We start from the raw sequence: 26,922 nt of genomic DNA, 5'->3' as shown, positions 1-26,922 counted from the left end.
TAACACCGTGAATGAATCACCATGAACCGGACCTTGGGGGTCAACTGGTGCGCACTTTTTCCGCGCTCGTTGTGGCGCTGCTCGTCGTCACCGGGTGCAGTACGCCGGCACCAGAGGAACAGACTCCGCCGGGAATGGCTCCGCGCGGCACGCAGATGACGACTGCGAAGCCGACCCGTCAGGACCTGACCAACAAGGTCAGCCTGAGCGGCAAGGTGACGATCAACCCGACGTTCGGGCTGGTGTCGCCGGTCGCGGGCCAGGTGCGCTACTTGGACGTGAAGGCGCCGGACAAGACGCCGGTGAAACCGACCAAGGTGGCCAACGTCTTCGCGGGCGGCAGGCCGACGTCCGTGGAGATCCCGGCTGGGGCGATCTTCAGCGGGCGGCTGGCCGACGACAAGGCCAACGTCCAAGCAGGCCAGCCGATCGTGTCCGCCAAACACGTCGGGTACGGCATCGTCGCGGAGATCAAGGGCGAGCAGGCGTATCAACTGTCGGACACGCTGTCGTCGGTGCAGGCGCAGATCAAGAACGGTCCGGGGCCGTTCCCGTGCGCCGTGCTCGGCACGATCGCCGCGTTGCCCGCGGGCACCATTCCCGAGCCGCCGCCACCCGTCGAGAATCCTGCTCCGCCGTCGGGCAGCAGCGCGCCGCCCGCTCCCCCGACGATCGGCGGCCCGCAACAGGAGAAGAAGAAGCAGGAACCGTCCGAGCCGACCGGGATGCGGCTGGTGTGCACCGCGCCGACGGACGTGAAGCTGATCAACGGAGCCGAGTCGACCATCGAGGTGATCACCGAGAAGGCGACGAACGTCCTGGTCCTGCCGGTCGAGGCGGTCGCTGGCGGCCAGGGCAAGGGCAAAGTGGACGTGATGGGCACGGGCGGCGAGCGGGTGACCAAGGACGTCGTGCTCGGCCTGACCGACGGCAAGGTCGTGCAGATCAAGTCCGGCCTGACCGGGGACGAGACGGTGGCCGTGCCCGGCCCGAACCTGCCACCGGCGCCGCAGGACGCCCAGGGAGGTCCGGGCAAGTGACCCCCGGAATCGCCACAGACATGACACAGCCCATCGGGTCGCCCGCGCTGATCCGGCTCGCCGGGATCACCAAGACGCTCAAGGGCCAGGAGCAACCGCGGACGATTCTCGACGGCGTGGACCTGACTGTCCACAGTGGAGAGAGCGTGGCCATCCTCGGCCGGTCCGGGTCGGGGAAGTCCACTTTGCTGAGTCTGATCGGCCTGTTCGACCGGCCGGACAGCGGCCAGTACCTGCTGGAGGAGCAGGACATCTCGCGGATCGCCGAGCGCAGGGCGGCGGCGCTGCGCAGTGCCCGGTTCGGGTTCGTGTTCCAGCGCTTCTTCCTGCTCAAGAACCTCACCGCGGCGCAGAACGTGGCGATGGCGCTGGTCAACGGCCAAGGCTGGCTGCCGCGGCGCAAGCGGCGCGCCCGCGTGATGGCCGCGCTGGAGCAGGTCGGCATCGCGCACCTGGCCAAGAACAAGCCGCCCAGGCTGTCCGGTGGTGAACAGCAACGGGTCGCCATCGCCCGTGCGCTGGTGCGTGAACCCAGGATCCTGTTGGCCGACGAGCCGACCGGCGCGCTGGACACCGAGACCGGCAACCTGGTGATCGACGCGTTGCACTCAGCCACTGATCGCGGCTGCGGACTGATCCTGGTGACCCACGACCACGCGCACGCCAACCGGATGGGCCGCGTACTGCGGTTGCAGGACGGCAAGCTCGCCGCGGCCCATGAGCAGGTGGTCGTGTGATCAGGCTGTCCGGCCGGTTCCGGTCCGCTGTGATCATCGGCGGGCAAGGCATCCGGGCCCGCAAACTGCGCACGTTCCTGTCCATGCTGAGCTTGTTCCTCGGTGTGCTCGCCGTGGTGATCGTCCAGGCCGGTTCGGAGTTCGCCCAGCGCCAGGTGCTGGCCGAGTCGGAACTGAACATGGCCAAGGACGGCACGCTGCAGATCTACCTGCCACCACACGAGAAAGCCGCTCCGGTCACCCTCGAGACCCTGCGGGGCCGCTCGGAAGCGGTGGCGATGATCGACAACCGCGCGATCATCGGCGAACCCGGCGTGGCCCCGGTGAACCCCGGCGGAGGCCCGTTCGACCAGCCCGGCGGCGGACGGTTCATGCGGTGTGACAACCAGGGCAACTGCTACGACGGCAGCCAGACCGACGCGCCACCCGGCCGCGCGATCGAACTGACCGTGGTCGCGTTGACCGGCGACATCCGGCCGTTCCGTGCGTTCCGCCAGGAATCCGGCCAATGGCTGGACTTCGCCTCAGCACCGTCGTTGGCACCCAGGCTGGTGTTGAACAAGGAAGCGGCCAAAGGCTTCGAACGCCACCGAGTCCCCGCCCAGATGCACATGGACGGCGCGGCAGCGGATGCGACGCCCCAGATCATCGGCGTGGTCAACGACGGCAGCGGATACGGGCCGATGGCGTATGTCCGCGCCGACGAGCTGCTGAACTGGTTGCCCACGAACGCGTTGAGCGGCAACAACATGCGGCTGCAGGTCTTCATGTCGCCCGAGGCACACGACCTGGAACAGACGTTGAAGGCGCGCCTGATCGCTTCGGGCATGCCCGGCGACCAGATCTACGTCCAGTCCGTCAAGTCCCGCGAACGCGTGGAGGACCAACTGGCGTTGATGCGCCTGATCTTCCTGGGCATGGCAGGGCTCGTCCTGCTGATCGGCACGGCCGGGATTCTCAACGTCGGCTTGGCCACGGTCGGCGAACGCATCGAGGAGTTCGCGTTGCGGCGGGCCGTGGGAACACCTCGGATCCTGCTCGCCGGGATCGTGCTGGCCGAGACGTTGCTCGTGGGCTTGATGACCGCGGCGGCGGCCATCGGGGTCGGAGCCGCGGGGATCAAGGTCGGGGCTTCGATGTTCGGCAACCGGTTCGCCTCACTGGAGGACCTGAGTTTCCCGTGGCAGGCGGGCGTCGCCGGGGTGATCGCCGGTCTCATCGCCGGGCTGCTGGGCGGCCTGATCCCGGCGATCAGGGCCGCCCGCATCCCCATCGCGACCGTCATGCGTGCGTGAGCTCGGCTTTCAGGCTGGCCATGGCTGCCCAGTAGAAGCGCGGCCCGTAGGACACTCGTGCCACACCCAGTTCCTGGAGTGTGGCCAGGTCCAAGTCGTCACTGGTGTTGCCGTTGACCGGGCCGGGTAGTTCGGTGACGAGGGCGGCGATGTCGCCCTCGTCCCGTACGCCGATCGGGTAGACGCAGTCGACGCCCGCGTCCAGGTAGAGCCGGCCCCGGCGGATCGCTTCGGCGAGCGGCTCGTGAACTTCCCTGCCAGGCAGGAAGGTGTCGACACGGGCGTTGATGACGATCGGGACTCCGGCATCGTCAGCGGCGGACCGGACGGCCGCGAGCCATTCGCCGTGTGCACCGGCCTCAACCAGGCCACCCGCTCGGTGGTCGGTGTCCTCGAGGTTGCAGCCGACCGCTCCGATCTCGAGCAACCTGTCCACCAGTTCACGCGGCCGCATGCCGTATCCGGCCTCAGCGTCCACAGTGACCGGAACCGGCACAGCCCGGGCAACCCGCCCGGCTGCGGCGAACATCTCCTGCCACGGCGCACCTTCCCCATCGGGATGACCGAGCATCGCCGCGATGGCGGCACTTGTCGTGGCTACTGCGGGAAAACCCGCTTCTGCCACGACTTTCGCGCTCGCCGCGTCCCATGCGTTGGGCAGTACGAGCATCTTTCCGCTGTGCAACTCGCGCAACCGCGCGGCGTGCGCCTTCAGGTCAGCGGGCATTGACGTCCTCCAGTGTTTTGGCTTTGTCTGGTACGCCGAGGGCGATGAGCATGCCGATGAACGCGAATGCGGTGACCGCGTACATCGCTGACGTGAAGCCCTGGCTGAACTCTTCGGCTGACGCGTAGCCGCCGGCGTTCGCGAAGACGGCGACCGAGATCGCGACGCCGAACACCCCGCCGAAGATCCGGAGCATCATGAAGGCGCCGGAAGCCTGGCCGATCTCCTGTGGCTGGACCGCTCCGACGGCCGCCTTCTGCGCCGCGGGCATGGCCATGGTCAGCCCAGCGCCACCGATGATCAGCGCGGGCAGCAGTTCGAGGTAATCGGTGCTTGTAACCGCGGCGATCCAGCCCGCGCCGATGGTCTGCAAGGCTAGTCCGCCGACCATGAACCGCCGCTCGCCCACCTTGTCGGCCAGTCGCCCGGCGATGGGCGCGAACACCATGAGCGTCGCGGTCCACGGCATCAGCCGCAGACCTGCCTGCAGCGGCCCGTCGCCGAGCACGGTCTGGAAGTACTGCGCGAGAAAGAACAGGGTGCCGTAGAGCGAAGCGAACACCAGGAAGTTCGCCGAGGTGGCTGTGGCGAATGCCCGCAGCCGGAAGAACCGCATCGGCAACATCGGTGCGGTCGTCCGTCGTTCCCAGAACACGAAGGCCACCAGCAGCGCGGCACCCAGCAGCAGCGCGGCCAGCACTTCCGCACTGCTCCACCCCGCCATGTTGCCGCGCACCAGACCCCAGACCACGCCGAACGCGCCTAGGGTGACCAGGACGACGCCGCCAAAGTCGACGGTGGCGTTCGGGCCGACGCTCTCATCGACGCGGCGAGCCGTGAGCACGATCGCGATCACGCCGACCGGCAGGTTCAGCCAGAAGATCCACTGCCAGGCCAGCCCGTCGGCGATGAGACCGCCGATGAGCGGGCCGCTGAATGTCGCCAGGCCCGTGATGCCCAGGTAGAGCCCCATCGCCTTGCCCCGCTGCCGCGGCGGGAACAACGCGCTGATCAGCGTGAGTGACAGTGGCAGCACCATCGCGGCACCAGCACCCTGCACGGCGCGGGACACGATCAAAGCGCCGATGGTGTCCGACATCGCGCACGCCACCGAAGCGACCGTGAAGACGGCCAGGCCGGCGATGAAAATCCGGCGGCGGCCGAACCTGTCCCCCAGGACCGCCCCGGTCAGCAGCAACACCGCCAACGCCAGGTTGTAGGCGTTGACGGTCCATTCCAGTGATTCGACTGACGCCGCCAGGTCCTGCCGGATCGTGGTCAGCGTCGTCGTCACGACCAAGCTGTCCAGCGCCATCATGAACGACGCCAACGAAGCAAGCCCCAAACCCCACGCCTGCTTGGTATTCACGTTTTTCTCCCCTGGATTTCAGACGCGCAGTGATCGGGGCAGGCCGAATGTCGTCAGCAGCGAGTTGTCCAAGAACCGGGTCAGTGCGGCGATCCGGTCGCCTGCCAACGTCAGCACGACCACGCCGTGTGCGTGCATGATCGATGTCCGTGGATCCCGCATGTAGCAACCGAATGCCGGTTGGCCGTTCGCTCGAGTCGGGATCAACACGTGCCGGCGACCGTCGCGTAGGGCGACTGTCGCCAGGAAATGCCGGACCGCCTCGATGCCCTGGTACTCCAGCGGCAGTGGCGGCATCGTGAGCAGCGCGTCATCTGTCAGCATGGCCACGACCGCGTCGACGTCCCCGGCTTCGAACACACGGATGAAGTCAGCCACGATCCGGCGCTCGAGTGGTGAGTTCGGCCGTGGTGCGTTCTCGCGGTCAGGGAGCTCGTTCGCCAGCGCACCTCGTGCCCGGGTCAGTGCACTGGTCACAGCGTTTTCGGTGGTGTCAAGAATGGTCGCGACCTCGGCGGCGCGAAATCCCATGACATCCCGCAGCACCAACACCGCTCGTTGCCTTGGCGGCAATTGCTGCAACGCTGTCAGGAAAGCCAGGGACACCGATTCCCTGAGTTCGTAGCGCGCCTCCGGCCCGGGAGTGCCGTCGACGATCTCGTCGAGCAGCGTGTCGGGGTACGGCTCAAGCCAGCTTGGTTCCGGTCGGCGGTGTGACGGCTCGGGCAAGGGGACCTCCGGCTCGTAGCCGGCGTGTGGGCGACGGCTGCCGGCGCGCAGCGCGTTGAGACAGCGGTTGGTCGCGATCCGGTAGAGCCAGGTGCGGACGGACGCGCGTTCCTCGTAGCCGCCGATCCCCCGCCACGCCGCGAGCAACGTCTCTTGCACCAGGTCCTCGGCGTCCTGCACCGAGCCGAGGATTCGATAACAGTGCACCTGGAGCTCATGGCGGTATGGCTCGACGAGCCCGCGAAACGCCTCGCCGTCGCCGTCGCGTGCCAGCGCCAGCAGATCACCGGCCGGCCGGATGTCCCGCATGGTGGTTCCTTCTCTCTGTCTGTTCTCCCACAGAGATGGACACCGCCGGGCGCGGAAACTGGTCGGTCCCCGGCGTACGAAAGCAGCGGCTGGATCACCAGCCGCTGCTTTTCGTACGCCGTCTTCTAGTCGGACTTGCCGTTCTGCTCGGCGAGGAACCGCTCCAGCTCCGCACCCAGTTCGTCCGCGGTCGGGATGTCGTTCGGGTCCAGCAGCAGGTTGTCCTCGTCCTTCGCCGCCGTGAAGGCGTCGTACTGCTGCTCCAACGCCGCGACGACCTCGGCGATCTGGTCGGATTCCGCGACCTGGCGGGCGATCTCCGCGTCGGCGCGCCGGGAGCTCTCCGCCAGCGCGCCGGGCGACAGGACCAGGCCGGTCGCCTGGGTCACCGCGTCCAGCAGCACCAGTGCCGCCGCCGGGTACGTCGACTGCACCAAGTAGTGCGGCACGTGCGCTGCGAAGCCGATCGCGTCATGGCCCGACTCGCCGAGACGCAGTTCCAGCAGGCCGGCCACGTTGCCCGGCACCTGCACCCGGCTGAACATCGGCTGGTGATCCTTCACCAGCTCCGGCCGGGTGGCGTGCGCGGTCAGGCCGAGTGGACGCGTGTGCGGCACGCCCATCGGGATTCCGTGCACCCCGACCGTCAGCCGGACGCCCCAGCGGTCCACGAGCTGGCGGACCGCCTCGACGAACGCTTCCCAGCGGAAGTCCGGTTCCGGGCCGGTCAGCAGCAGGAACGGCGTGCCTGCCTGGTCGTGCAGCAGCCGGACGACCAGCTCAGGGGTCTGGTAGTCCTCCCAGTGGTCCTGCACGAACGTCATCGACGGCCGCCGTGCGCGGTAGTCCAGCAGTCCGTCGATGTCGAACCGGGCGATCACGCGGTTCTCGTACGCGGTCAGCAACTGCTCGACAAGCGCCGCACCGGCCGATCCGGCGTCCATGAAACCGTCGAAGTGGTGCAGCAGCACCGCGCCGGTCAGATCCGGCACGTCCGAATCGACCTCGTACAGGTTCTCCGGCTCCAGCACCACAAGCCTCCAAGCACGTGACAATCCTCAACAACTATTACAACGCGCGACGGCCCCGGAACCATTCCACCCGCCCCGAATTAGGGGCAGGCTAAGGGTGATCCACGTCACCGGCGAACACCCACCGGCCCGCAGGCACCCGAAACACCTGGAAATCCGCCTCGGCACGCAGGAAGTCCACGCCGGACGGCTTGGACCGGACCACTCCGGGGACGAAAACCTCGGCGGTACAGCCAACTGGCACGACCGTCGTCAGATGGACAGTCGAGCCTACCCTCGACCACGCCACCGAAGCCAAGCCGCGCACGGTCCGCACGGAGGTCTGCGCCCAGTTCACACCGACACGGGCGTCCGGTTTGACGGTGAACCGCCGATAACCGTCATCACCGGGCCGCAGCCCGGCCACGTTCTCGTACAGCCACTGCACGACCGTGCCCTGGAAGTAGTGGTCGCGCGACCGGGAATCGAGCGGCCACATCTCCCACATCGTGTCGGCGCCGTTGTCGAACCAGTAACCCCAGCTCGGATACGTCCGTTGGGTCGCCACCGCGTGCGCGACATCGGCGTGACCGTGGGCCGTCAACGCGCGCAGCAGGACGCTTGTGCCCAGAGCGCCTGTGTTGAGGTGGTTTCCGCGCGCTTTGATGTCCGCGACCAGGTTCGTGACCACCTGGGTGACCGAGCCCGGTGGGACGAGCCCGAACATCAGCGGGATCGCGTTGGACGTCTGCCGGTAGTCCGGGTCCTTCGCGGTCCGATAACGGCCGTCTGCCAGGAAAGCGGCGTTGAGCGCGGTACGGCAACCTTCGGCGACCGAGCGGTACCTGGCGGCAGTGTCGCTGTGTCCCAACAGGTCCCCGAGCTCCGCGGTGTTGGTCAATGCCCGGTGCAGGTACGCGGTCGCGGTCAGCCGCGTGTCCTCCGGCGGATTGCCGCCGTAACCGGGTGGCAGGTAGTCGCCGAGTGCCGTGATCGCCAGCCCGTCCTGCAGGCGCCCGATTTCCCAGTCCAGGTAACGGGTCAACGTGCCCCAGTGCTCGGCCGCGACCGACGAGTCGCCGTAGATCCGGTACATCTCCCGGATGATGAACGGATACACCGTTGTCCATTCCGGTGACGGCGCCAGTTCCCGGTAACCCCAGCCGCCGCTCGGCACGATCACGGGCAGCTGCCCCACGTCGGTCTGGCTGTCGGCGAGGTCGTTGAGCCACTTGCTCAGGAATCGCGCGACGCCGAGGGCGTACATCATCACCGGCGCGCCGACTTGGGCATCGCCTGTCCAGCCGTTCTTCTCGTACATCGGGGTGTCGGTCGGGATACCGTGCATGTTGTTGCGCAATGTCCGTCGCATCGCACGGTCGAGCTGTTCGAAGAACGGCTCCGAGCACCGGAATGTCCCGGTGTCCGGTACAGCCGTTTGAACTACCTTGCCCTGCAACGCCTCCGGGCGCGCACCGGTGATTTGGACGTACCGGAATCCCTTGTAGGAGAACTTCGGCTCCCACGTCTCCAGGCCGGTGCCTGCGCAGATGTACTCGTCGGTCTGGTGCCTGCCGGGGACGTGACCGTTCTCCCACGCCACAGTGCCGTCCGCCTTGAGCTTCTCGCCGTGCCGCAGTCGGATCACGGTTCCCGCCGAAGCACGGACACTCACCTGGGTCCATCCGGACATCGTGCGGCCCATGTCGGCGATGTAGACGCCGGGGCTGAGTTCCCGGATCGTCGGTGTCACGGTCTCGACGACCTCGATCGGCTCGTGTTGCTGGGCCCTGAGTGTCCCTTGAGGAGCGTCCAGGACGGTCGCCTGTCGCCAGACGATGGCTTTGCGCGCGTCGTAGGTCTCCCCCGCGTACAGCGAGTTGGTGATCGTGCGGCTTTCGGCGAGCTGCCAGTCCGGTCCTGAGGCGATGGTCGTCTTGGTGCCATCCGGATGGCTGATCTCCAACTGCGCCAGGAGTCTCGGTTCGCCATGCCAGGTCGCACGATGCCAATTCCACACGTTGGGCGTGGTCATGCCGTAGAAACCGCGACCCAACAAGACTTCCACCGCGTTGTTGCCTTGCTTCACCAGGTTCGTCACGTCGTGAGTGGCGTACAGGACGGTTTTGTCATAGTCGGTGAAGCCTGGATCGAGGACTTGTTTTCCAACGCGGGTGGAGTTGATGGTCGCGTCGTAGTACGCCAAGCCGCTGATGTACAGCCGCGCCTTGGTCACGCGCTTGCTCAGCGAGAACTCCTTGCGTAACAACGGCGCCGGGGCCTCTGGTGCAGCAACAGACACGTTGCTCCCCCAGACTCCTTGCCCGTACGGCGCAAGCACAGTCGCCGGCGCCCACGCGGAGTCATCGAATTCCGGCTGCTGCCAACCGCTTTGCTCCGTTTCAGCGACCTTCCAGCCGGCACCGGTGACCAGAACCTGTTGCCCGGCTGAGGTGTCGACGACCACGCGGACCAACAGTCCGGCCGGGTTGGTGGAGCCGGGTGCGCCGCGGTTGGTCGCCACGGCCGCGAAAACGTTTCGGCCCGAACGCATGAAGCCTGTCACGTCCGCGGTCAACGCCGTCTTCCAACTGTCCGTCGCCTCTGGGGCGTGCAGGGCCTGAGTCCCGTTGACGAACAGGGTGAAGTCGTCGTCGGCCGTCGCGACGATCCGTGCCCGGGTGATGGAACCGGTGATGTCGACGGCTCCACGGAACCACCGAGACGCCGTGGGCGCGGTGGCCGACCAGATCCACGACGCACCCTCGATCGTGGGCGGCGCTTCCGGCGGGGGCGAACCGATCCAGCGCGCCTGCCAAGCCGTGCCGAGGAACCCGGTCTCCCACCACCCCAGTGGCGACCATTCCGTCGGCCGGTTGCGGGAATCCCATGCCCGGACCTGCCATTCGTAGCGGGTTCGCGGCCGCAACGCCGGTCCCGCGTAGCGCACGGTCACCGACTGGTCCGAGGAAACCTTGCCGGAGTCCCAGATTCCCCGCACCCTGATCTGATACGCCGTTTGGCGGGCACCAGGTAGATCCGAACCGAGTACCCACGACAGCCGCGGGGTCGCCACATCGGTGCCCAGCAACGAATCGGCGTACTCCACAGTGGTCCGTTCGACCCACATCGGCTCAGGCCGCCTTTCACTGGGCGTGCCTTGAACGGATGGGTTCTCGCTGGGCGGGTTTTCGCTCGGCATGGCGAAAGCACTGGCACTCATGGCAGAACTCTGCAAGAAGACACGGCGGTTCATCTCCATCGCGTTACCCTCCGTTGGGTATTGAAACGTTTCAATCACGCGCCGCACACAATCCCCGTCGATCTGAGGATGGACCGATGCTAGACCACTGGTGTTGGCCACACCACGTTTGAAGTGAGGACAGGCCGGGAAACGACTAGTCGCCATGGGTGTCCACATTGTGGAATGCCCCAGTTGAGCACCGTTTGTCCGTAACTGTCAACGGTCACGTGGGATTTACCACGTGACATCAGGTATAACCGTGTGTTCACATTACTGTCACGAGAAACCCGGAAGACCCCGGGGAGCTTGTCCTGCGCTGACCGCCATCCCGCCATCCGGGAAACTCGGCAGCCTTTCTCGCACAACGACGTGCGGCACCAGCCCCTTTAACCGCCTGGGAGGGCCGCTGCTGTGACCCGCCATCAGACCGAGGGCCTTTACGACGAACAGTTCGAGCACGACGCCTGTGGCGTCTCGTTCGTCGCGGATCTCGCCGGCCGCAAGAATCACGACATTGTGGCCAAAGCCCTGATCGCACTGCGAAATCTGGAGCACCGCGGTGCCCGGGGTGCGGAACCCGACACCGGCGACGGCGCCGGACTGCTGATTCAGGTTCCGCACGAGTTCTTCGCCGCCGTGGTGGACTTCGATCTGCCGCCTGCGGGCGAATACGTTGTCGGTACGGCTTTCCTGCCGGTCGACGACGCCGCGAGATCCGAGGTCGTCGGCACGATCGAGAAGATCGCTGCCGAAGAAGGCGCGCGGGTGCTTGGCTGGCGTGAACTCCCTGTGGACACCGAGCATGTCGGTCCGACAGCGGCGACCACCATGCCTTACTTCAGCCAGCTGTTCTTCACTTTCCAAGACGCAGCCGGTGAAGACGATCTGGCCCTCGAGCGGTTGGCGTTCGTGATCCGCAAGCGGGCCGAGCACGCGGCGGACGTGTACTTCCCCAGCCTGTCGTCGCGCACGATCGTCTACAAGGGCATGCTCACCGAGACCCAGGTCGACCGGTTCTTCCCGGACCTGACCGACGAGCGGGTGTGCTCGTCGATCGGCCTTGTGCACTCCCGCTTCTCCACCAACACGTTTCCGTCATGGCCGCTGGCCCACCCGTACCGGTATGTGGCCCACAACGGTGAGATCAACACGCTGCGCGGCAACCGCAACTGGATGGACGCTCGCGAGTCGATGCTCGCCAGTGAGCTCATCCCCGGCGACATCGAGCGGATCCTGCCCGTGATCACGCGTGGTGCCAGTGATTCCGCGAGCTTCGACGAGGTGCTGGAGCTGCTGCACCTCGGTGGCCGCAGCCTGCCGCACGCCGTGCTGATGATGATCCCGGAGGCGTGGGAGAACCACGACGAGATGGATCCGGCCCGGCGGGCCTTCTACGAGTACCACTCGAACCTGATGGAGCCGTGGGACGGACCGGCGCTGGTGTCGTTCACCGACGGCTCGCTGATCGGTGCCGTGCTCGACCGCAATGGTCTGCGTCCAGCCCGTTATTGGGTCACCGAGGACGGTCTGGTCGTGCTCGGCAGCGAGGCCGGTGTGCTGGAGATCGACCCGGCGAGCGTGATCCGCAAGGGCAGGCTGGAGCCGGGCCGGATGTTCCTGGTGGACACCGTGGCCGGCCGGATCATCGACGACGATGAGATCAAAGGCCAGCTCGCCGCGGAGCACCCGTACGACGAATGGCTGCACGCCGGTGTGATCCGGCTGGAGGATCTGCCCACACGGGACCGCGAAGTGCCGACGCACGCGTCCCTTGTGCGCCGCCAGCAGGCTTTCGGGTACACCGAGGAAGAGCTGAACATCCTGCTGCGCCCGATGGCCGCGACCGGTGCCGAGCCGATCGGGTCGATGGGCAACGATTCGCCGCTGGCTCCGCTGTCGGAGCGGCCACGGCAGCTGTTCGACTACTTCACGCAACTGTTCGCCCAGGTGACCAACCCGCCGTTGGACGCCATCCGCGAGGAACTGGTCACGTCGCTGCACACTTCGGTCGGTGCTGAACCGAATCTGCTGTCGACAGTGGCCAGTGCGTGCCGCCGGATCTCGTTGTCCTTCCCTGTGCTGGGCAACGACGAACTCGCCAAGATCGTGCACATCAACGACGACGGCGACCTGCCCGGGTTCAAGACGTTCACGGTGCGCGGTCTGTTCGAAGTGGCCGGTGACGGCGAATCGTTGAAACGGCGGCTGGAGGAGATCAAGACCGAGGTGTCCGAGGCGATCGCCGACGGCGCCAGGCTGATCATCCTGTCCGACCGTGGCGTGGACGAGACGCACGCGCCGATCCCGTCGCTGCTGCTGACCGGAGCCGTGCACCACCACCTGATCCGCGAGAAGACCCGTACGCAGGTCGGGCTGATCGTGGAGGCCGGTGACGCCCGCGAGGTGCACCACATCGCGCTGCTGATCGGCTACGGCGCCGCGGCGGTGAACCCGTACCTGGCGATGGCCAGCGTCGAGGAGATGGCGATCGCGGAGACGGCCGAGCAGGCCACCCGCAACCTGATCAAGGCACTGGGCAAGGGTGTCCGCAAGACCATGTCCAAGATGGGCGTGTCCACTGTGGCCTCGTACACCGGTGCGCAGATCTTCGAGGCGATCGGCCTCGGTGCCGAGGTGATCGACAGCTGCTTCACCGGCACGACGTCTCGGCTCGGTGGCGTCGGATTCGACGTGCTGGCCGAGGAAGTGGCGCAGCGGCACCGTAAGGCGTTCCCGCCCGACGGTGTGCGCCCGAGCCACCGCGAGCTGGAGACGGGCGGCGACTACCAGTGGCGCCGCGATGGTGAAGCGCACTTGTTCAACCCGCAGACGGTCTTCAAGCTGCAGCACTCCACTCGCAGCGGCAAGTACGAGATCTTCAAGGAGTACACCCGGTACGTCGACGAGCAGTCCGCGCGGCTGATGACGTTGCGTGGGCTGTTCGACTTCAAGACCGACCGGCCGCCGGTGCCGATCGAGGAGGTCGAGCCGGTCAGCGACATCGTCAAGCGGTTCGCCACCGGCGCGATCTCGTACGGTTCGATCTCCAAGGAGATGCACGAGGTACTGGCGATCGCGATGAACCGGATCGGCGGCAAGTCGAACACCGGTGAGGGCGGCGAGGACCCGGACCGGTTCACCCGCGACGAGAACGGCGACCTGCGCCGCTCGGCGATCAAGCAGGTCGCGAGCGGACGGTTCGGCGTGACGAGCGAGTACCTGGTCAACGCCGACGACATCCAGATCAAGATGGCGCAGGGCGCCAAGCCCGGTGAGGGCGGCCAGTTGCCCGGCGCGAAGGTGTACCCGTGGATCGCGCGGACCCGGCACTCCACGCCGGGTGTCGGGCTGATCTCGCCGCCACCGCACCACGACATCTACTCCATCGAAGACCTGGCCCAGCTGATCCACGACCTGAAGAACGCCAACCCCCGGGCGCGTATCCACGTCAAGCTGGTGTCCGAAGTGGGCGTCGGCACGGTCGCGGCCGGTGTGTCCAAAGCACACGCGGACGTCGTGCTGATCTCCGGCCACGACGGTGGCACGGGCGCTTCTCCCCTGTCGTCGATCAAGCACGCAGGTGGCCCGTGGGAGCTCGGGCTCGCCGAGACCCAGCAGACGTTGCTGGCCAACCGGTTGCGTGACCGGATCGTGGTGCAGACCGACGGCCAGCTCAAGACCGGCCGGGACGTGATCGTCGCGGCGCTGCTGGGTGCCGAGGAGTTCGGTTTCGCGACCGCTCCCCTGGTGGTCTCGGGCTGCATCATGATGCGCGTCTGCCACCTGGACACGTGCCCGGTCGGCGTGGCGACGCAGAACCCGGTGCTGCGCGAGAAGTTCAGCGGCAAGGCCGAGTACGTGGTGAACTTCTTCGAGTTCGTCGCCCAGGAAGTCCGGGAGTACCTGGCGCAGCTCGGTTTCCGGTCGTTGGAAGAGGCGATCGGGCATGCCGAGCTGCTGGACACGCGTAAGGCAGTGAACCATTGGAAGGCGTCCGGTTTGGACCTGACGCCGATCTTCCACGTGCCCGAACTGCCGCCGCGTGCGTTGCGCCACCAGGCGGTGGCTCAGGACCACGGCCTGGAGAAGGCACTGGACAACACGTTGATCCAGCTCGCCGAGGGTGCACTGTCCTCAGGGGACCGAGTACGCCTGGAACTGCCGGTGCGCAACGTGAACCGGACTGTGGGCACGATGCTCGGCTCCGAGGTGACCAGGATCTGGGGTGGCGCCGGACTTCCGGACGACACCATCGACATCACGTTCACCGGCACCGCGGGCCAGTCGTTCGGCGCGTTCATCCCGAACGGCGTGACGCTGCGGCTGATCGGTGACGCGAACGACTATGTCGCCAAGGGCCTGTCCGGTGGCCGGATCACACTGCGGCCCGATCCGTCGGCGCCGTTCGTGGCCGAGGAGAACATCATCGCGGGCAACGTGATCTGCTACGGCGCCACCAGCGGTGAGATCTTCATCCGCGGCAAGGTCGGCGAGCGGTTCTGCGTCCGCAACTCCGGCGCTTTGGCCGTGGTGGAAGGCGTCGGCGACCACGGTTGCGAGTACATGACCGGTGGCCGGGTGGTCGTGCTCGGCGCGACCGGGCGCAACTTCGCGGCCGGGATGTCCGGCGGCATCGCGTACGTACTCGACATGGCCAAGCACCGGGTGAACCCGGAAATGGTCGACCTGGACCCGCTGGATGACACCGATCGGGAGTTCCTGCGGGAGACCGTCGAGAAGCATTTGACCGAAACGGGCTCCGTGGTCGCCCACGACCTGTTGGTCGACTGGGACACCGTCATCGATGCTGACCGGTTCACGAAGGTGATGCCGAAGGACTTCAAGCGTGTCCTGGCCGCGCGGGCCCGTGCCGAACGGGACGGCCGTGACGTGAACGAGGCGATCATGGAGGCCGCGCATGGCTGACCCGAAAGGTTTCATCACCACCCCGCGGGAGAACCCGGGCAGGCGGCCGGTTTTCCTCAGGCTGCAGGACTGGCGCGAGGTCTATGAGGACTTCGCGACGGAACGCACGCAGCGCCAGGCGGGCCGCTGCATGGACTGCGGGATCCCGTTCTGCCACCAGGGCTGCCCGCTGGGCAACCTGATCCCGGAGTGGAACAACCTGGTCTGGCAGACCGACTGGCTCGCCGCGATCGAACGGCTGCACGCGACCAACAACTTCCCGGAGTTCACCGGGACGTTGTGCCCGGCGCCGTGCGAAACCGCTTGCGTGGTCGGGATCAACGGCGATCCGGTGTCCATCAAGCGGGTCGAGATCTCGATCATCGACCGCGCGTGGGACGAAGGCTGGGTGACCCCGCAGGTGCCGGTTGCCCTGACCGGCAAGACGGTCGCCGTGGTGGGCTCCGGCCCGGCCGGTCTCGCGGCGGCCCAGCAGCTGACCCGCGCGGGGCACTCGGTGACCGTGCTGGAGCGGGCCGACGCGATCGGCGGTCTGCTGCGCTACGGGATCCCCGAGTTCAAGATGGAGAAGTGGCGGCTGGACCGGCGACTCGACCAGATGCGCGCCGAGGGCACGTCGTTCAAGACCAACGTCAACGTCGGCGTGGACATCAAAGCCACCGAACTGCGGACGTCGTATGACGCCGTGGTGCTGGCCGGTGGTGCGACGGCATGGCGTGACCTGCCTATCCCTGGCCGGTCGCTGAAGGGCGTCCACCAGGCGATGGAGTATCTGCCGCCGGCCAACCGCGTGGCCCGCGGTGACCTGGCCACGTCCCCGATCAACGCTTCCGGCAAGCACGTCGTGGTGATCGGCGGCGGCGACACCGGCGCCGACTGCGTCGGAACGGCACACCGGCAGGGCGCGGCTTCGGTGACACAGCTGGAGATCATGCCCCGGCCGCCGGAGGTCCGGTCGGACGCGCACCCGTGGCCGACATACCCGATGATCTACCGGGTGTCCTCGGCCCACGAGGAGGGCGGCGACCGGATCTACTCGGTGTCCACTGTGGAGTTCAAGGGCGACGCCGACGGCAACGTCCAGTCGTTGCAGCTGGTGGACGTCAAGATGGACGGCGGGAAGTTCGTCCCGGTCGACGGCACCGAACGGGAGATCCCGGCCCAGCTGGTCACCCTCGCGATGGGCTTCGTCGGCCCGCAGCAGGAAGGCCTGCTCAACGACCTTGGGGTCGCTTACGACCCCCGGGGCAATGTCGCCCGCGACGAGTCATTCGCCACCAACGTCGATGGCGTGTTCGTCGCGGGCGACATGGGCCGCGGCCAGTCGCTCATCGTCTGGGCGATCGCCGAAGGACGCTCGGCGGCAGCAGGGGTGGACGCGTACCTGATGGGTCGCGACGTCCTACCCGCCCCGATCGCACCGACGGACCGTCCCATCGCCTGACTGACGCTCGGGTACCAGGCAATCCCGTCGAAATGCGGGATACACCGTTCGATGAACGGGTTGCCTGGTACCTGACGCCAGGAAAGGTGGGGAATTGGACATCCAGGTTGACTCCAGCCACCCGCCATGGGACGGCCTGCAAGGCACCGAGCGCTACGCCGTCTGCCTGCACACGGCTCGCGCAGGCAACCAGGCCGCGCGGGCCGCTCTCGTCGAGGACCTCACGCCGTTGGTGTGGCATGTGGCCAGGGGAAATGGCCTGAGCAGGGACGCTGCCGAGGAGGTCGTCCAGACCGTCTGGCTCGCACTGTTCGGCCACATCAACTCCATCGCCGAGCCGAAGGCGCTGGCCGGCTGGCTGATCACGACGACCCGCCGCGAAGCCCAGCGAGTGCGCACCAAGCGCGCGACCGACCTGCCGCTCACCGACGAAATGGCCGAGCAGCTGCTGAGCACGCTGCCCCAGCCGGAAGACGAAGCGGTCCGCACGGACCTCGATACGCGGCTGTGGCGTGCGTTCGCTGAGCTGCCGGAGAAGTGTCAGGAGCTGCTCCGGCTGACCGTGCTGGCAGGTCGTAGCGAATACCGCATCGTCGCCGAGGCCATGCAGATGAAGCGCGGCAGCATCGGCCCCACCCGGCGCCGATGCCTGGACACCCTTCGTGACCTGCTGGAAAGCCAGGACAATGTGACCTTGTTCCCGGTGTCGATCTACTTGTCCGACGAGGCCGGGCACGAACGCGTACAGGCCGCCGTGGAGCAGCTGGTCACCGACTCCGGCGCGGACATCGTCCACCGGGACGAGCCGGTGCTGGGCTCGTGGTTCCGCAAGCTGCGCGCCGCGGCGAAAACCGAGGTCGGCAGGCAGGCCGTGACGAGCGCCGTGCACGCGCTGGAGTCCAGGCTGGTCCTCGAACAGGATGCCAAGGTCACTGCGGCGATGATGGCGAACGTCGGCCCTGTCCTGACGTCCTTGCAGCCCACCAAGGACGCGGTGATCAGGATCGGCGCGGTGCTGATCGTGAAGGTCGACTGGACTGTCGCGGTGCACCAGCTCACCGCGGAACAGCAACTGCTTCTCGATCATCAGCCGCACCTCCTGACATCCCCGTGCGAGATCCTGCGGGCCATCAGTCCACCGGCCAATGGCCACCGTGGAGCGATCGAACCCCGCCCCGGCGAGCAGCAAGACCCGCCTTCAGCGCAGATCGGGTGATCAGAGAACGATGGCGTTCTTGGCCTTCTCCATCGACTCCTCGGACGCGGGCGCGCCCGCGTTCTCGGTCGCCAGTGCCTGGTTCAGCGCCACATAGGGCCGCATCCGACGCTCATAAGCCGCGAAAGCCTCGCTGTGGTCGGCTTTGCCGAGTTCCTCGGCGAGAATGTACGCGCCCACCAGGGCAATGCTCGTCCCTTGGCCGGACAACACCGAGGCGCAGTAGGCGGCATCGCCGACAAGAGCGACCCGCCCGATGGACCACTTGTCCATGTGGATCTGGGCCATCGCGTCGAAGTAGAAGTTCGGGGCGTCCTTCATCACCGTGAGGAACTTCGGCATTTCCCAGCCCAGATGCGCCAGGCGGTCGGCCATCAGCTTCTTCTGCTGCTCGACGTCGCGGTAGTCGTACTCCAGTTGGTCGGACGAGAAGCCGAATGTCGCACGCAGTTCGGTGTTGTCGCGTACCGGGTAGATACCACCGCCCGTACCGGTTTCCTGGTCCTGGATCCACATCTGCCAGTTGTCCAGCCCAAGGAAGTTCGGCGACGGGAACACCGCGACGTACGAGCCGAGGTGACGGACGTAGTTCTCTTCCGGGCCGAACGCCAGGCGGCGGACGCTGGAGTGCATGCCGTCGGCGCCGATCACGAAGTCGAAGGTGCGGAAGCCGCCTTTCTCGAACTCGACCCGCACACCGTGGTCTTCTTCGTGCAGGGCGGTGATCGCGTCGTTGAAGACGTATTCGACGCGGTCCTTCGTCGCCTCGTAGATCATCTCGGTCAGGTCTTCCCGCAACAACTCGACGTCCTCGCTGTCAAGGCGTCCGCTGCTGAACGCGATTTCCTCCGAGCGGAACATCTCGTTGCCGTCGCGGTCCAGCATGGACATGCCGCGCATGCGGGTCCGGGCCGCGCGCATTTGTGAGCCGAGGCCCATTCGATCGACCACGTCGAGGGCGACTCCCCGGACGTCGATCGCCTGGCCACCCTGGCGTGGTTCGGATGCCCGCTCGACGACAGTGACCGAGAAGCCGTTCCGCGTGAGCCAGTAGGCGACGGCCGAACCGGCGACACCCGCACCCGAGACCAGAACGTTTCGCATCAGATTCTCCTGTATCACTCAGCTGTACGCTACGACGCATACACTGGCAGTCGAACAGGCGAAGACGTCAAAACTGACCTAGTACAGGCGGCAATCTGTACTAGCACAGGAAGGGCCCGGATGCCGCGCTACATGGACATCGCCGCCGAGCTCAAGCGGCGGATCAGCGAGGGCGAACTGCTGCCGGGCGCCAAGGTTCCCTCGGTACGCAAGCTCGCTGCGGAGTGGGGCGTGGCGACGGCCACCGCAGCCAAGGCGCTGGCCGCCGTGAGCCAAGAAGGGCTCATCCACGCCGAACCTCGGTCCGGCTTCGTGGTCACGGGCACGAAGAACGTGAGGACGCCGAAGTGGTCACGGCAGCACGACCTCACGCGCGACCGGCTCGTCCGTGCCGCCATCGAGATCGCCGACGCCGAGGGCTTGACCGCGGTGTCCATGCGTAGCGTCACCGCGCGGCTTGGTGTAGCGACCATGGCGCCATACCGGCATGTGAAAGGTAAGGACGAACTCGTCCTCCTGATGGCCGACGCGGCATTCGGGGAGCGCGGCTACCCCACGAAGGGACCGACGGACTGGCGTCCTCGGCTGGAACTGGCGGCGCGCACGTTCTGGTCGCTGTTCAAACGTCACCCGTGGCTCGCTCAACTAGGCACGATCACCCGTCCGCTGCCGTTGCCCAACTTGACCGCGCACTCCGAGTGGATGCTCGTGCCGTTGGCCGCGCTCGGCCTCAGCGCGGCGGAAATGCTGGACATCACGGTCCTGATCTTCAGCTATACCCAGGGAATCGCCATTCACCTGGAACGTGAGCAGCAAGCGTTCAGCTCGTCCGGGATGTCCGACGAGGACTGGCTGGACAGCACTGAAGGCGCGATCCAGGCGATCACCGCGATGGGCCGGTTCCCGACCTTCACCAAGATGATCACCGCCTTGAACGTCGACGGCTACGACCTGATCCTGGACGACCTCTTCGAACAGGGCCTGCGGGCCCTGCTGGACGGGCTCGCCATCAGGTTCGCCGACCGGGAGAATCAGGGGCATGGATGATGTGCTCGCGCTCTTCCACGACGTGGTGGCGACCGTTCCGGCGTATCCCAAGTTCCTTGCCGGGCACGGGATTGACCCGGGTTCCGTACAGTCCTTTGCGGACTTCCAACGGCTTCCGCTGACCTCGAAGGCGAACTACCAGAGCCGGTATCCGCTGGCCGAATTGTGCCGGGACGGGCGGATCGGGGACATGATCTCGGTGTCGTCTGGTTCCTCTGGTACACCAACGACCTGGCCGCGGTCGGTCGAGGACGAGCTGCACATCACCAAGCGGTTCGAGCAGGTGTTCCGGGCGTTCGAGGCGGACACCAAGACCACGCTCGCGGTGATCTGCTTTCCCTTGGGCACGTGGGTCGGCGGGTTGTTCACGCTCGCCTGCGTACGGCACCTCGCCACACAGGGGTTCCCGATCACGGCCGTGGCCCCCGGTAACAACAAAGCCGAGATCCTGCGGGTGATTCCCGAGCTCGCACCGCATTTCGACCAGGTCGTGCTGCTGGGGTACCCGCCGTTCGTCAAGGACGTCGTCGACTCCGGGTCAGGCTGGGCGTCGTACGACGTCAAGATGGTCTTCGCCGGCGAGGTGTTCAGCGAGGAGTGGCGGGATCTCGTCGCGTCCAGGGCAGGAGTGCAGGATCCGGTCCGTGGCATGGCGTCGCTGTACGGCACCGCGGACGCGGGTGTACTGGGCAACGAGACGCCGAAGTCGGTGTCGATCCGGCGCTTTCTCGCCAGCCGACCGGATCTGGCCAGAGAGCTCTTCGGCGACTCCCGGCTGCCGACCCTCGTCCAATACGATCCACGGAGCCGGTTCTTCGAGGTCCACAATGGAACGTTGCTGTTCTCCGGGGACAACGGCGTTCCGTTGATCCGTTATCACATCGCCGACGAGGGCGGTGTGATCCCGCACAAGGACATGCTGGAGTTCTGCGACACCAACGGGTTCACTCCGGTGGACGGGCCCGATCTGCCATTCGTTTTCGTGTTCGGCCGGTCGCTGTTCACCGTGTCGTACTTCGGCGCGAACATCTACCCGGAGAACGTCACCGTCGGCTTGGAACAGCCGGGCATCAGTGACTGGGTGACCGGGAAGTTCGTCCTGGAGACCTATGAGGACGAAGACCGCGACCGGCGCCTGCGGGTCACGGTCGAACTCGCGCCGGGACAGCAGGGCGACGCGGCCAGCATCGCCGAGCAAATCCTCGCCCAGCTGCGCAGGCTGAACAGCGAGTTCGCCAACTACGTCCCGGCCGAGCGGCAACTGCCGGAAGTGGTGCTGCGCCCGGCAGGCGATCCGGAGTACTTCCCGGTCGGTGTCAAACACCGCTACACCCGGCCTGCCAATTGGACGAAGTTTTGACGTATGTCCGTGTGACGGCGTCACCTGCGGCCACAATTCCCGTACGTGACCGCCGGACCTGTTGTGCTGGAGCTGCACGAGCCCGCACGGCGATACGCGGCCGTATGGAAGGTCGCGGTCATCGTGCCAACCTCGGTCCTCGCGCCGTTCACCGACGACCGCCCGGCGATCTTGGTCGCAGCCTCGGTGGTACTGACCTGGTCGGTCGCGGGGTTTGTCCTGCTCCGGCATCAGCCACGGGTCACGCTGGCGGTCGACGTGGCCGTGGCCGTCGCTGACCTGTACGTCATCCGTGACAGTCGCCGGTTTGCCGCCACCAACGCGGTGAACCTGGTTCCGGTGCTCACGGACCTGTGCGGCGATGCCCGGTTCTCCGGGCCACCTGGACCGGTTCTCCTGCCTGCCCACCAGGCCGAGGCGATCTGCGGCGCCGTGACGGAGGCGCTGATGAACGTGCGGCGGCACGCGGGCGACGTAGCGGCCGAGGTGACGTTGTCCGCGGACGGCGGTATGACCGTCATAGCTTTCCCCTCGTTTCGCATTCGTAGTTCCTGAAACGTGTTGACGCCGACATCGGAGCCAACACTAGGAGCGGTGGCGCGAAACGGTGTCACCTGTTCGACCCACAACGCCGTGCAGACAGGGAAAGTGGCGAGCGAAACTTCTCAGGTTCCAGCCTCGAGGTCTCCCTCGGTGTCCAGGTACACCGCACGCAAGGCATCGAGGGTGCTCTGCTCGGGGTGTTCCCACATGCCGCGGTCGGCCGCTTCGAGTAGCCGCTCGGAGATCCCGTGCAGCGCCCACGGGTTGGCTTCGGCGAGGAACTTCTGGTTCTCCGGGTCGAGCACGTACGAAGCGGCGAGCTGCTCGTACATCCAGTCGGCCACCACACCCGTGGTGGCGTCGTATCCGAACAGGTAGTCCACAGTGGCCGCGAGCTCGAAAGCGCCTTTGTAGCCGTGCTTGCGCATCGCGGCGAGCCAGCGCGGGTTCACCACGCGAGCACGGAAGATCCGCGCGGTCTCCTCGTTGAGCGTTCGCGTACGCACCGCGTCCGGGCGTGTGCTGTCACCGACGTAAGCAGCGGGTGCTTTGCCGGTGAGCGCGCGGACGGTCGCGATCATGCCGCCGTGGTACTGGAAGTAGTCGTCCGAGTCGGCGATGTCGTGTTCGCGGGTGTCGATGTTCTTGGCCGCCACCGCGATCCGCTTGTACGACGTCTCCATGTCCTGGCGTGCCTGGACTCCGTCGAGACCACGGCCGTAGGCGTACCCGCCCCACACCGCGTAGACCTCGGCCAGATCTGCGTCGTCACGCCAGTTGCGGCTGTCGATCAACGGCAGGATGCCCGCACCGTACGCGCCCGGCTTGGAGCCGAAGATCCGCATAGTGGCTCGCCGCGAGTCGCCGTGCTCCTGCCGGTCGGCGTCCACATGAGCCTTGACGAAGTTTTGATCAAGGGGTTCGTCCAGGGCCGCAACCATTTGCACGGCGTCGTCAAGCAGTGCCACCACGTGCGGAAACGCGTCACGGAAGAAGCCGCTGATGCGCACGGTCACGTCGATGCGGGGCCGTCCCAGCTCCTCAAGGCCGATCACCTCAAGGCCGGAGACGCGCCGGGACTGGTCGTCCCACTTCGGCCGGACACCAATGAGGGCAAGGACTTCCGCGATGTCGTCGCCCGCGGTCCGCATCGCCGACGTGCCCCACACCGAAAGCCCGACCGACGGCGGCCATTCCCCGGTGTCCTGGCGGTACCGGTTCAGCAGCGAGTCGGCCATGGCCTGGCCGGTCTCCCACGCCAGGCGGGACGGCACGGCCTTCGGGTCGACCGAGTAGAAGTTACGCCCGGTCGGCAGCACGTTGATCAGCCCGCGCAACGGCGAACCGCTTGGCCCGGCCGGAATGTAGCCGCCGTCCAAGGCGTGCAGGACATGCTCGAGTTCATCCGTGGTCTTGGCCAGCCGCGGCACGACCTCGGTCGCCGCGAACACCATGATCTTCTCGACCACGTCGTCAGACCGACCGAGCACTTCGGACACCACGCCCGCGGCCGCGGCCGCGTTCCACGACGCGTTCTCCATGCCCTCGACCAGTGCACGCGCGGTGGCTTCGACCGTGTCAGTCGCGGTCCTGTCGGAGTCCTTTTCGGACAAGCCCAGGGCTTCGCGCAGGCCGGGCAGCGCGTCGGCCTGGCCGCCCCACATCTGCCGCGCCTGCAACATGGCCAGCACGAGGTTGACTCGGGCCTCGCCTTGCGGCGCGACGCCGAGAATGTGCAGGCCGTCGCGGATCTGGACGTCCTTGACCTCGCAGAGCCAGCCGTCGACGTGCAGCAGGAAGTCGTCGAACTCGGCGTCGTGCGGCCGGTCCTCAAGGCCCAGGTCGTGGTCGAGCTTGGCGGCCTGGATGAGCGTCCAGATCTGCGCGCGGATCGCGGGCAGTTTCGCCGGGTCCATCGCGGCGATGTTCGCGTGCTCGTCGAGCAGCTGTTCCAGGCGCGCGATGTCGCCGTAGCTGTCGGCACGGGACATCGGCGGCACAAGGTGGTCGACCAGAGTGGCGTGGGTGCGGCGTTTTGCCTGCGTTCCCTCGCCAGGGTCGTTGACCAGGAACGGGTAGATCAGCGGGATGTCGCCGAGCGCCGCGTCCGGGCCGCACCCGGCGGACATACCGACGGTCTTGCCCGGCAGCCACTCCAGGTTGCCGTGCTTGCCGACGTGCACCATCGCGTGCGCGCCGAACTCCTCAGCCAGCCAACGGTATGCGGCCAGGTAGTGGTGACTCGGCGGCAGGTCCGGGTCGTGGTATATGGCGATCGGGTTCTCGCCGAACCCGCGTGGCGGCTGGACCATCACGACGATGTTGTTGGCCTGCAACGCGGCCAGCACGATCTCACCGTCCGGATCGGACGACCGGTCGACGAACAGCTCGCCGGGCGCCTGGCCCCAGTGCTCCTCGATGGCCTCCCTGGCGTCCTGCGGCAGCTTCTCGTACGACGCCCGGTACTTCGCCGCGGAAATGCGGATCGGGTTGCCGGTCAGCTGCTCCTCGGTCAGCCAGTCCGCGTCCTGGCCGCCAGCGGCGATCAACGCGTGGATCAGGGCGTCGCCGTCCTGCGCCTCGACGCCGGGCAATTCACCGACGTCGTAGCCGCGTTCCTTCATGGCGGCCAGTAGCCGGACGACACTCGCCGGGGTGTCCAGGCCGACTGCGTTGCCGATCCGGGAGTGCTTGGTCGGGTACGCCGACAGCATGACCACGATCCGCCGCTCGGCCGCTGGGATGTGCCGCAGCGAGGCATGCCGTACGGCGATGCCCGCGACCCGGGCCGCACGCTCCTCGTCAGCGACGTAAACGGTCAGGCCGTCCTCGTCGATCTCCTTGAAGGAGAACGGAACGGTGATGATCCGGCCGTCGAACTCCGGGATCGCGACCTGCGTCGCGGTGTCGAGTGGCGACAGCCCGTCGTCGTTCTCGTCCCAGCTCGACCGGCTCGTGGTCAGGCACAGTCCTTGCAGGATCGGGACATCCAAGGCCGCGAGGGAACCGACGTCCCACGCCTCATCGTCGCCGCCGGCCGAGGCCGTGGCCGGCTTCGTCCCACCGGCTGCGAGCACGGTCACGACAAGCGCGTCCGCCCTGCCGAGCGTCTCCAGCAGTTCCGGCTCGGCGGTCCTCAGCGACGAGCAGAACACGGGCATCGCCTGGCCGCCCGCGGCTTCGATGGCGTCGCACAAGGTGTGAACGAAGGCCGTGTTCCCGGCCATGTGGTGTGCGCGGTAGTAGAGCACCGCGACGACCGGGCCTTCGCCTTTCGATTCACGCTCCAGCAGACCCCAGGCCGGTGCGGCCACCGGCGGGTTGAAGCCAAGCCCGGTCAGCAGAACGGTGTCCGACAGGAAGTTGAACAGCTCGGTGAGGTTCTGCGGCCCGCCGTGCGCCAGGTAGGCGTGCGCTTCGGCGCAGACACCACCAGGCACAGTGGAGAGTTCCATCAGCTCGGCGTCCGGCTGTTGCTCACCACCGAGCACGACCACCGGACGCGGCCCGGCGAGCAGGGCGTCCAGGCCCTCTTCCCAGGCCCTGCGGCCGCCGAGGATGCGGACCACGACCAGGTCGGCACCGTCGAGCAACGAAGGAAGGTCATCGACTTCGAGCCTGGCCGGGTTGCCGAGGCGGAAATCGGCGCCACTGGCCCTGGCGGACAACAGATCGGTGTCGGACGTCGACAGCAGCAGGATCACGCGGCTCACTCCACTCCCCCGAGGTCCTCGCCCCGAGACGCAGGTACGCGACGAGCAGAAGTGTCTGGCTCCCGGGCCGCTGCGTCGATTGACACCGACCCGGTGACAGTGGCGGGACCGCGCCGGATTCGCACCGGCTTCCTCACTGCTTCGTCGTTCCCGCTGACCCTACCTGTTGACCCGGCCGTCGCCCGAGCGTGCGCTGCGTCTCAGTAGGCCGCTTGTCAGAAGTGACAAACCGGCTGCCGTGCGCCGACGTCGATTCTCGCCCTATGACGATGCGCCCGGGCACGACGCGCTGACACGATCATGCCCCGGGAATTGCCGCCGCAGCCACCGGCCAGGTGCGCCAGGACAACGAACTGGCAAACAGCCCGGTTGTTCCCGCAGTACCACCGCGGATCTCGCGGTGGCCGCCGCCCCAGCCGCAGCCGACAGACGCGCCGGTCGGCGATTCCACGCTGCTCTGGCGTGTCGCGACGACAAGAACAAGGAGAAAGCGCATGCGCGGTGGACTCAGACGAGTCGCCTGCTTGTTGTTAAGTTTCCTGATGGTAGGTGCCGGGACCGTTGGCACCTCGAACGCCGAGTCCTCGATACTGGCCGCTTGGCACTGGGCGGACCAGGGGACGCCAGGTAACACCACTGTGGCCGAACGGGTCGGCACGGTGTCCATGCGGCCCCCGCAGGGCGGGCCGGACAATCGGGTGCACACCTTTGTTCGCGGGGCCGACGGAAACCTGTGGACCAACTGGTGGAACGGTGCTTCCTGGAACTGGTCCATTCTCGGCGCCCCCGCCTCCGGTTTCGCCAGTGCTGTGGGTGTCGTCCGGATCGGGGACGGCCTCGGGGGTCACGTGGCGTACACGTTCGTCCGGGGCGGCGACGGAAACCTCTGGCGGAACATATGGACCGGCAGCAGCTCGACTTGGACCAACCACGGCGCGCCCGCAGGCGGAATCGCCGAGGGCATCGCTGCCACCACGATCCGGGACACCCCCCAACAGCCTGAACGCTCGTTCGTGTTCGTCCGTGGCAACGACGGGAACCTGTGGCTCAACTCGTGGACGGGCAGCACCTGGGTCTGGTCCAACCAGGGCACACCCGGCGGCGGCATC

At 66.9% G+C, this 26,922-nt stretch carries 16 protein-coding genes, 1 pseudogene and 1 riboswitch; of the genes and pseudogenes, 10 read left to right on the top strand and 7 right to left on the bottom strand.

What is annotated here, in order from left to right; translation table 11 throughout:
- Positions 1-47 precede the first annotated feature (47 nt).
- From B9C43_RS28280 to B9C43_RS28270, 3 genes are read left to right on the top strand one after another with little or no spacing between them, the layout of a single operon-like run.
- Positions 48-1,040 carry an efflux RND transporter periplasmic adaptor subunit gene (locus B9C43_RS28280; RefSeq protein ID WP_235038882.1) on the top strand — a complete coding sequence of 331 codons (993 nt, stop codon included), beginning with the start codon at positions 48-50 and terminating at the stop codon, positions 1,038-1,040.
- A 20-nt stretch (positions 1,041-1,060) separates the two neighbouring features.
- The gene (locus B9C43_RS28275; protein ID WP_084430383.1) at positions 1,061-1,777 is read left to right on the top strand and encodes an ABC transporter ATP-binding protein; all 717 of its coding nucleotides are present in this window, start codon (positions 1,061-1,063) and stop codon (positions 1,775-1,777) included.
- Entirely contained in the window at positions 1,774-3,072 is a 1,299-nt protein-coding gene (locus B9C43_RS28270; protein ID WP_033393240.1) for an ABC transporter permease, read from the top strand. Before B9C43_RS28275 ends, B9C43_RS28270 begins: the two co-directional genes overlap by 4 nt.
- Here B9C43_RS28270 and B9C43_RS28265 read toward each other — a convergent pair.
- The 5 genes from B9C43_RS28265 to B9C43_RS28245 all read right to left on the bottom strand — a co-directional run bounded on the left by B9C43_RS28265 (position 3,059) and on the right by B9C43_RS28245 (position 10,439).
- Entirely contained in the window at positions 3,059-3,799 is a 741-nt protein-coding gene (locus B9C43_RS28265) for an isocitrate lyase/PEP mutase family protein (RefSeq protein WP_084430024.1), read from the bottom strand. The two genes, B9C43_RS28270 and B9C43_RS28265, sit on opposite strands and share 14 nt — an antisense overlap.
- Positions 3,789-5,168, bottom strand: coding sequence for an MFS transporter (locus B9C43_RS28260; protein ID WP_084430023.1), 1,380 nt, complete (start codon positions 5,166-5,168; stop codon positions 3,789-3,791). The genes B9C43_RS28265 and B9C43_RS28260 overlap by 11 nt, the downstream gene beginning before the upstream one ends.
- Before the next feature lie 18 nt (positions 5,169-5,186).
- Entirely contained in the window at positions 5,187-6,206 is a 1,020-nt protein-coding gene (locus B9C43_RS28255; protein WP_084430022.1) for a sigma-70 family RNA polymerase sigma factor, read from the bottom strand.
- A gap of 125 nt (positions 6,207-6,331) precedes the next feature.
- Positions 6,332-7,240, bottom strand: a complete 909-nt coding sequence (locus tag B9C43_RS28250) for a proteasome assembly chaperone family protein (RefSeq protein ID WP_033393247.1) — start codon at positions 7,238-7,240, stop codon at positions 6,332-6,334.
- An 88-nt stretch (positions 7,241-7,328) separates the two neighbouring features.
- Positions 7,329-10,439 carry a family 78 glycoside hydrolase catalytic domain gene (locus tag B9C43_RS28245; protein WP_235038881.1) on the bottom strand — a complete coding sequence of 1,037 codons (3,111 nt, stop codon included), beginning with the start codon at positions 10,437-10,439 and terminating at the stop codon, positions 7,329-7,331.
- A 432-nt stretch (positions 10,440-10,871) separates the two neighbouring features.
- Here B9C43_RS28245 and gltB point away from each other — a divergent pair, with 432 nt between their 5' ends.
- From gltB to B9C43_RS58685, 3 genes and pseudogenes are all read left to right on the top strand, one after another.
- Complete coding sequence (gene gltB / locus B9C43_RS28240) at positions 10,872-15,386, top strand: glutamate synthase large subunit (protein ID WP_084430020.1); 4,515 nt, start codon at positions 10,872-10,874, stop codon at positions 15,384-15,386.
- The gene (locus B9C43_RS28235) at positions 15,379-16,830 is read left to right on the top strand and encodes a glutamate synthase subunit beta (protein WP_084430019.1); all 1,452 of its coding nucleotides are present in this window, start codon (positions 15,379-15,381) and stop codon (positions 16,828-16,830) included. Before gltB ends, B9C43_RS28235 begins: the two co-directional genes overlap by 8 nt.
- 94 nt (positions 16,831-16,924) lie before the next feature.
- Positions 16,925-17,512 (top strand): annotated as a pseudogene (locus B9C43_RS58685) (RNA polymerase sigma factor); the annotation flags it as partial.
- A 534-nt stretch (positions 17,513-18,046) separates the two neighbouring features.
- Here B9C43_RS58685 and B9C43_RS28225 read toward each other — a convergent pair.
- Positions 18,047-19,150: an FAD-dependent oxidoreductase gene (locus B9C43_RS28225; protein WP_084430017.1), complete on the bottom strand. Its 1,104-nt coding sequence runs from the start codon at positions 19,148-19,150 to the stop codon at positions 18,047-18,049.
- Between the two features lie 120 nt (positions 19,151-19,270).
- On the opposite strand from B9C43_RS28225, the gene B9C43_RS28220 reads away from it, so the two are divergent.
- From B9C43_RS28220 to B9C43_RS28210, 3 genes are read left to right on the top strand one after another with little or no spacing between them, the layout of a single operon-like run.
- Entirely contained in the window at positions 19,271-20,197 is a 927-nt protein-coding gene (locus tag B9C43_RS28220) for a TetR/AcrR family transcriptional regulator (RefSeq protein WP_084430016.1), read from the top strand.
- On the top strand, positions 20,190-21,557 hold the full coding sequence (locus B9C43_RS28215; protein ID WP_143446644.1) for a phenylacetate--CoA ligase family protein: 1,368 nt from the start codon (positions 20,190-20,192) through the stop codon (positions 21,555-21,557). The genes B9C43_RS28220 and B9C43_RS28215 overlap by 8 nt, the downstream gene beginning before the upstream one ends.
- Positions 21,558-21,602: 45 nt before the next feature.
- On the top strand, positions 21,603-22,112 hold the full coding sequence (locus tag B9C43_RS28210; RefSeq protein WP_143446643.1) for a sensor histidine kinase: 510 nt from the start codon (positions 21,603-21,605) through the stop codon (positions 22,110-22,112).
- Positions 22,113-22,222: 110 nt separating this feature from the next.
- On the opposite strand, the gene cobN is transcribed toward B9C43_RS28210, so the two are convergent.
- On the bottom strand, positions 22,223-25,804 hold the full coding sequence (gene cobN / locus B9C43_RS28205) for a cobaltochelatase subunit CobN (protein ID WP_084430381.1): 3,582 nt from the start codon (positions 25,802-25,804) through the stop codon (positions 22,223-22,225).
- 59 nt (positions 25,805-25,863) lie between these two features.
- Positions 25,864-25,947, bottom strand: a riboswitch (cobalamin riboswitch).
- Between the two features lie 408 nt (positions 25,948-26,355).
- On the opposite strand from cobN, the gene B9C43_RS56890 reads away from it, so the two are divergent.
- Positions 26,356-26,922, top strand: a 567-nt coding sequence (locus tag B9C43_RS56890) for a DUF8189 domain-containing protein (RefSeq protein WP_200825721.1), incomplete at its 3' end; no start/stop codon positions are given.

The organism is Kibdelosporangium aridum (genome assembly GCF_900176515.1).
GTDB classification, from domain to species: domain Bacteria; phylum Actinomycetota; class Actinomycetes; order Mycobacteriales; family Pseudonocardiaceae; genus Kibdelosporangium; species Kibdelosporangium aridum.
Note: the sequence above shows the minus strand (reverse complement) of the source record. Positions and strands in the feature narration are given on the sequence as shown.

What these genes read in the sequence shown, in the direction of transcription:
- B9C43_RS28245 (WP_235038881.1), bottom strand. Translation starts at nt 10,439, where the DNA reads ATGAGTGCCAGTGCTTTCGCCATGCCGAGCGAAAACCCGCCCAGCGAG.
- B9C43_RS28215 (WP_143446644.1), top strand. Translation starts at nt 20,190, where the DNA reads ATGGATGATGTGCTCGCGCTCTTCCACGACGTGGTGGCGACCGTTCCG.
- B9C43_RS28225 (WP_084430017.1), bottom strand. Translation starts at nt 19,150, where the DNA reads ATGCGAAACGTTCTGGTCTCGGGTGCGGGTGTCGCCGGTTCGGCCGTC.
- B9C43_RS28235 (WP_084430019.1), top strand. Translation starts at nt 15,379, where the DNA reads ATGGCTGACCCGAAAGGTTTCATCACCACCCCGCGGGAGAACCCGGGC.
- B9C43_RS28220 (WP_084430016.1), top strand. Translation starts at nt 19,271, where the DNA reads ATGCCGCGCTACATGGACATCGCCGCCGAGCTCAAGCGGCGGATCAGC.
- B9C43_RS28275 (WP_084430383.1), top strand. Translation starts at nt 1,061, where the DNA reads ATGACACAGCCCATCGGGTCGCCCGCGCTGATCCGGCTCGCCGGGATC.
- B9C43_RS28265 (WP_084430024.1), bottom strand. Translation starts at nt 3,799, where the DNA reads ATGCCCGCTGACCTGAAGGCGCACGCCGCGCGGTTGCGCGAGTTGCAC.
- B9C43_RS28255 (WP_084430022.1), bottom strand. Translation starts at nt 6,206, where the DNA reads ATGCGGGACATCCGGCCGGCCGGTGATCTGCTGGCGCTGGCACGCGAC.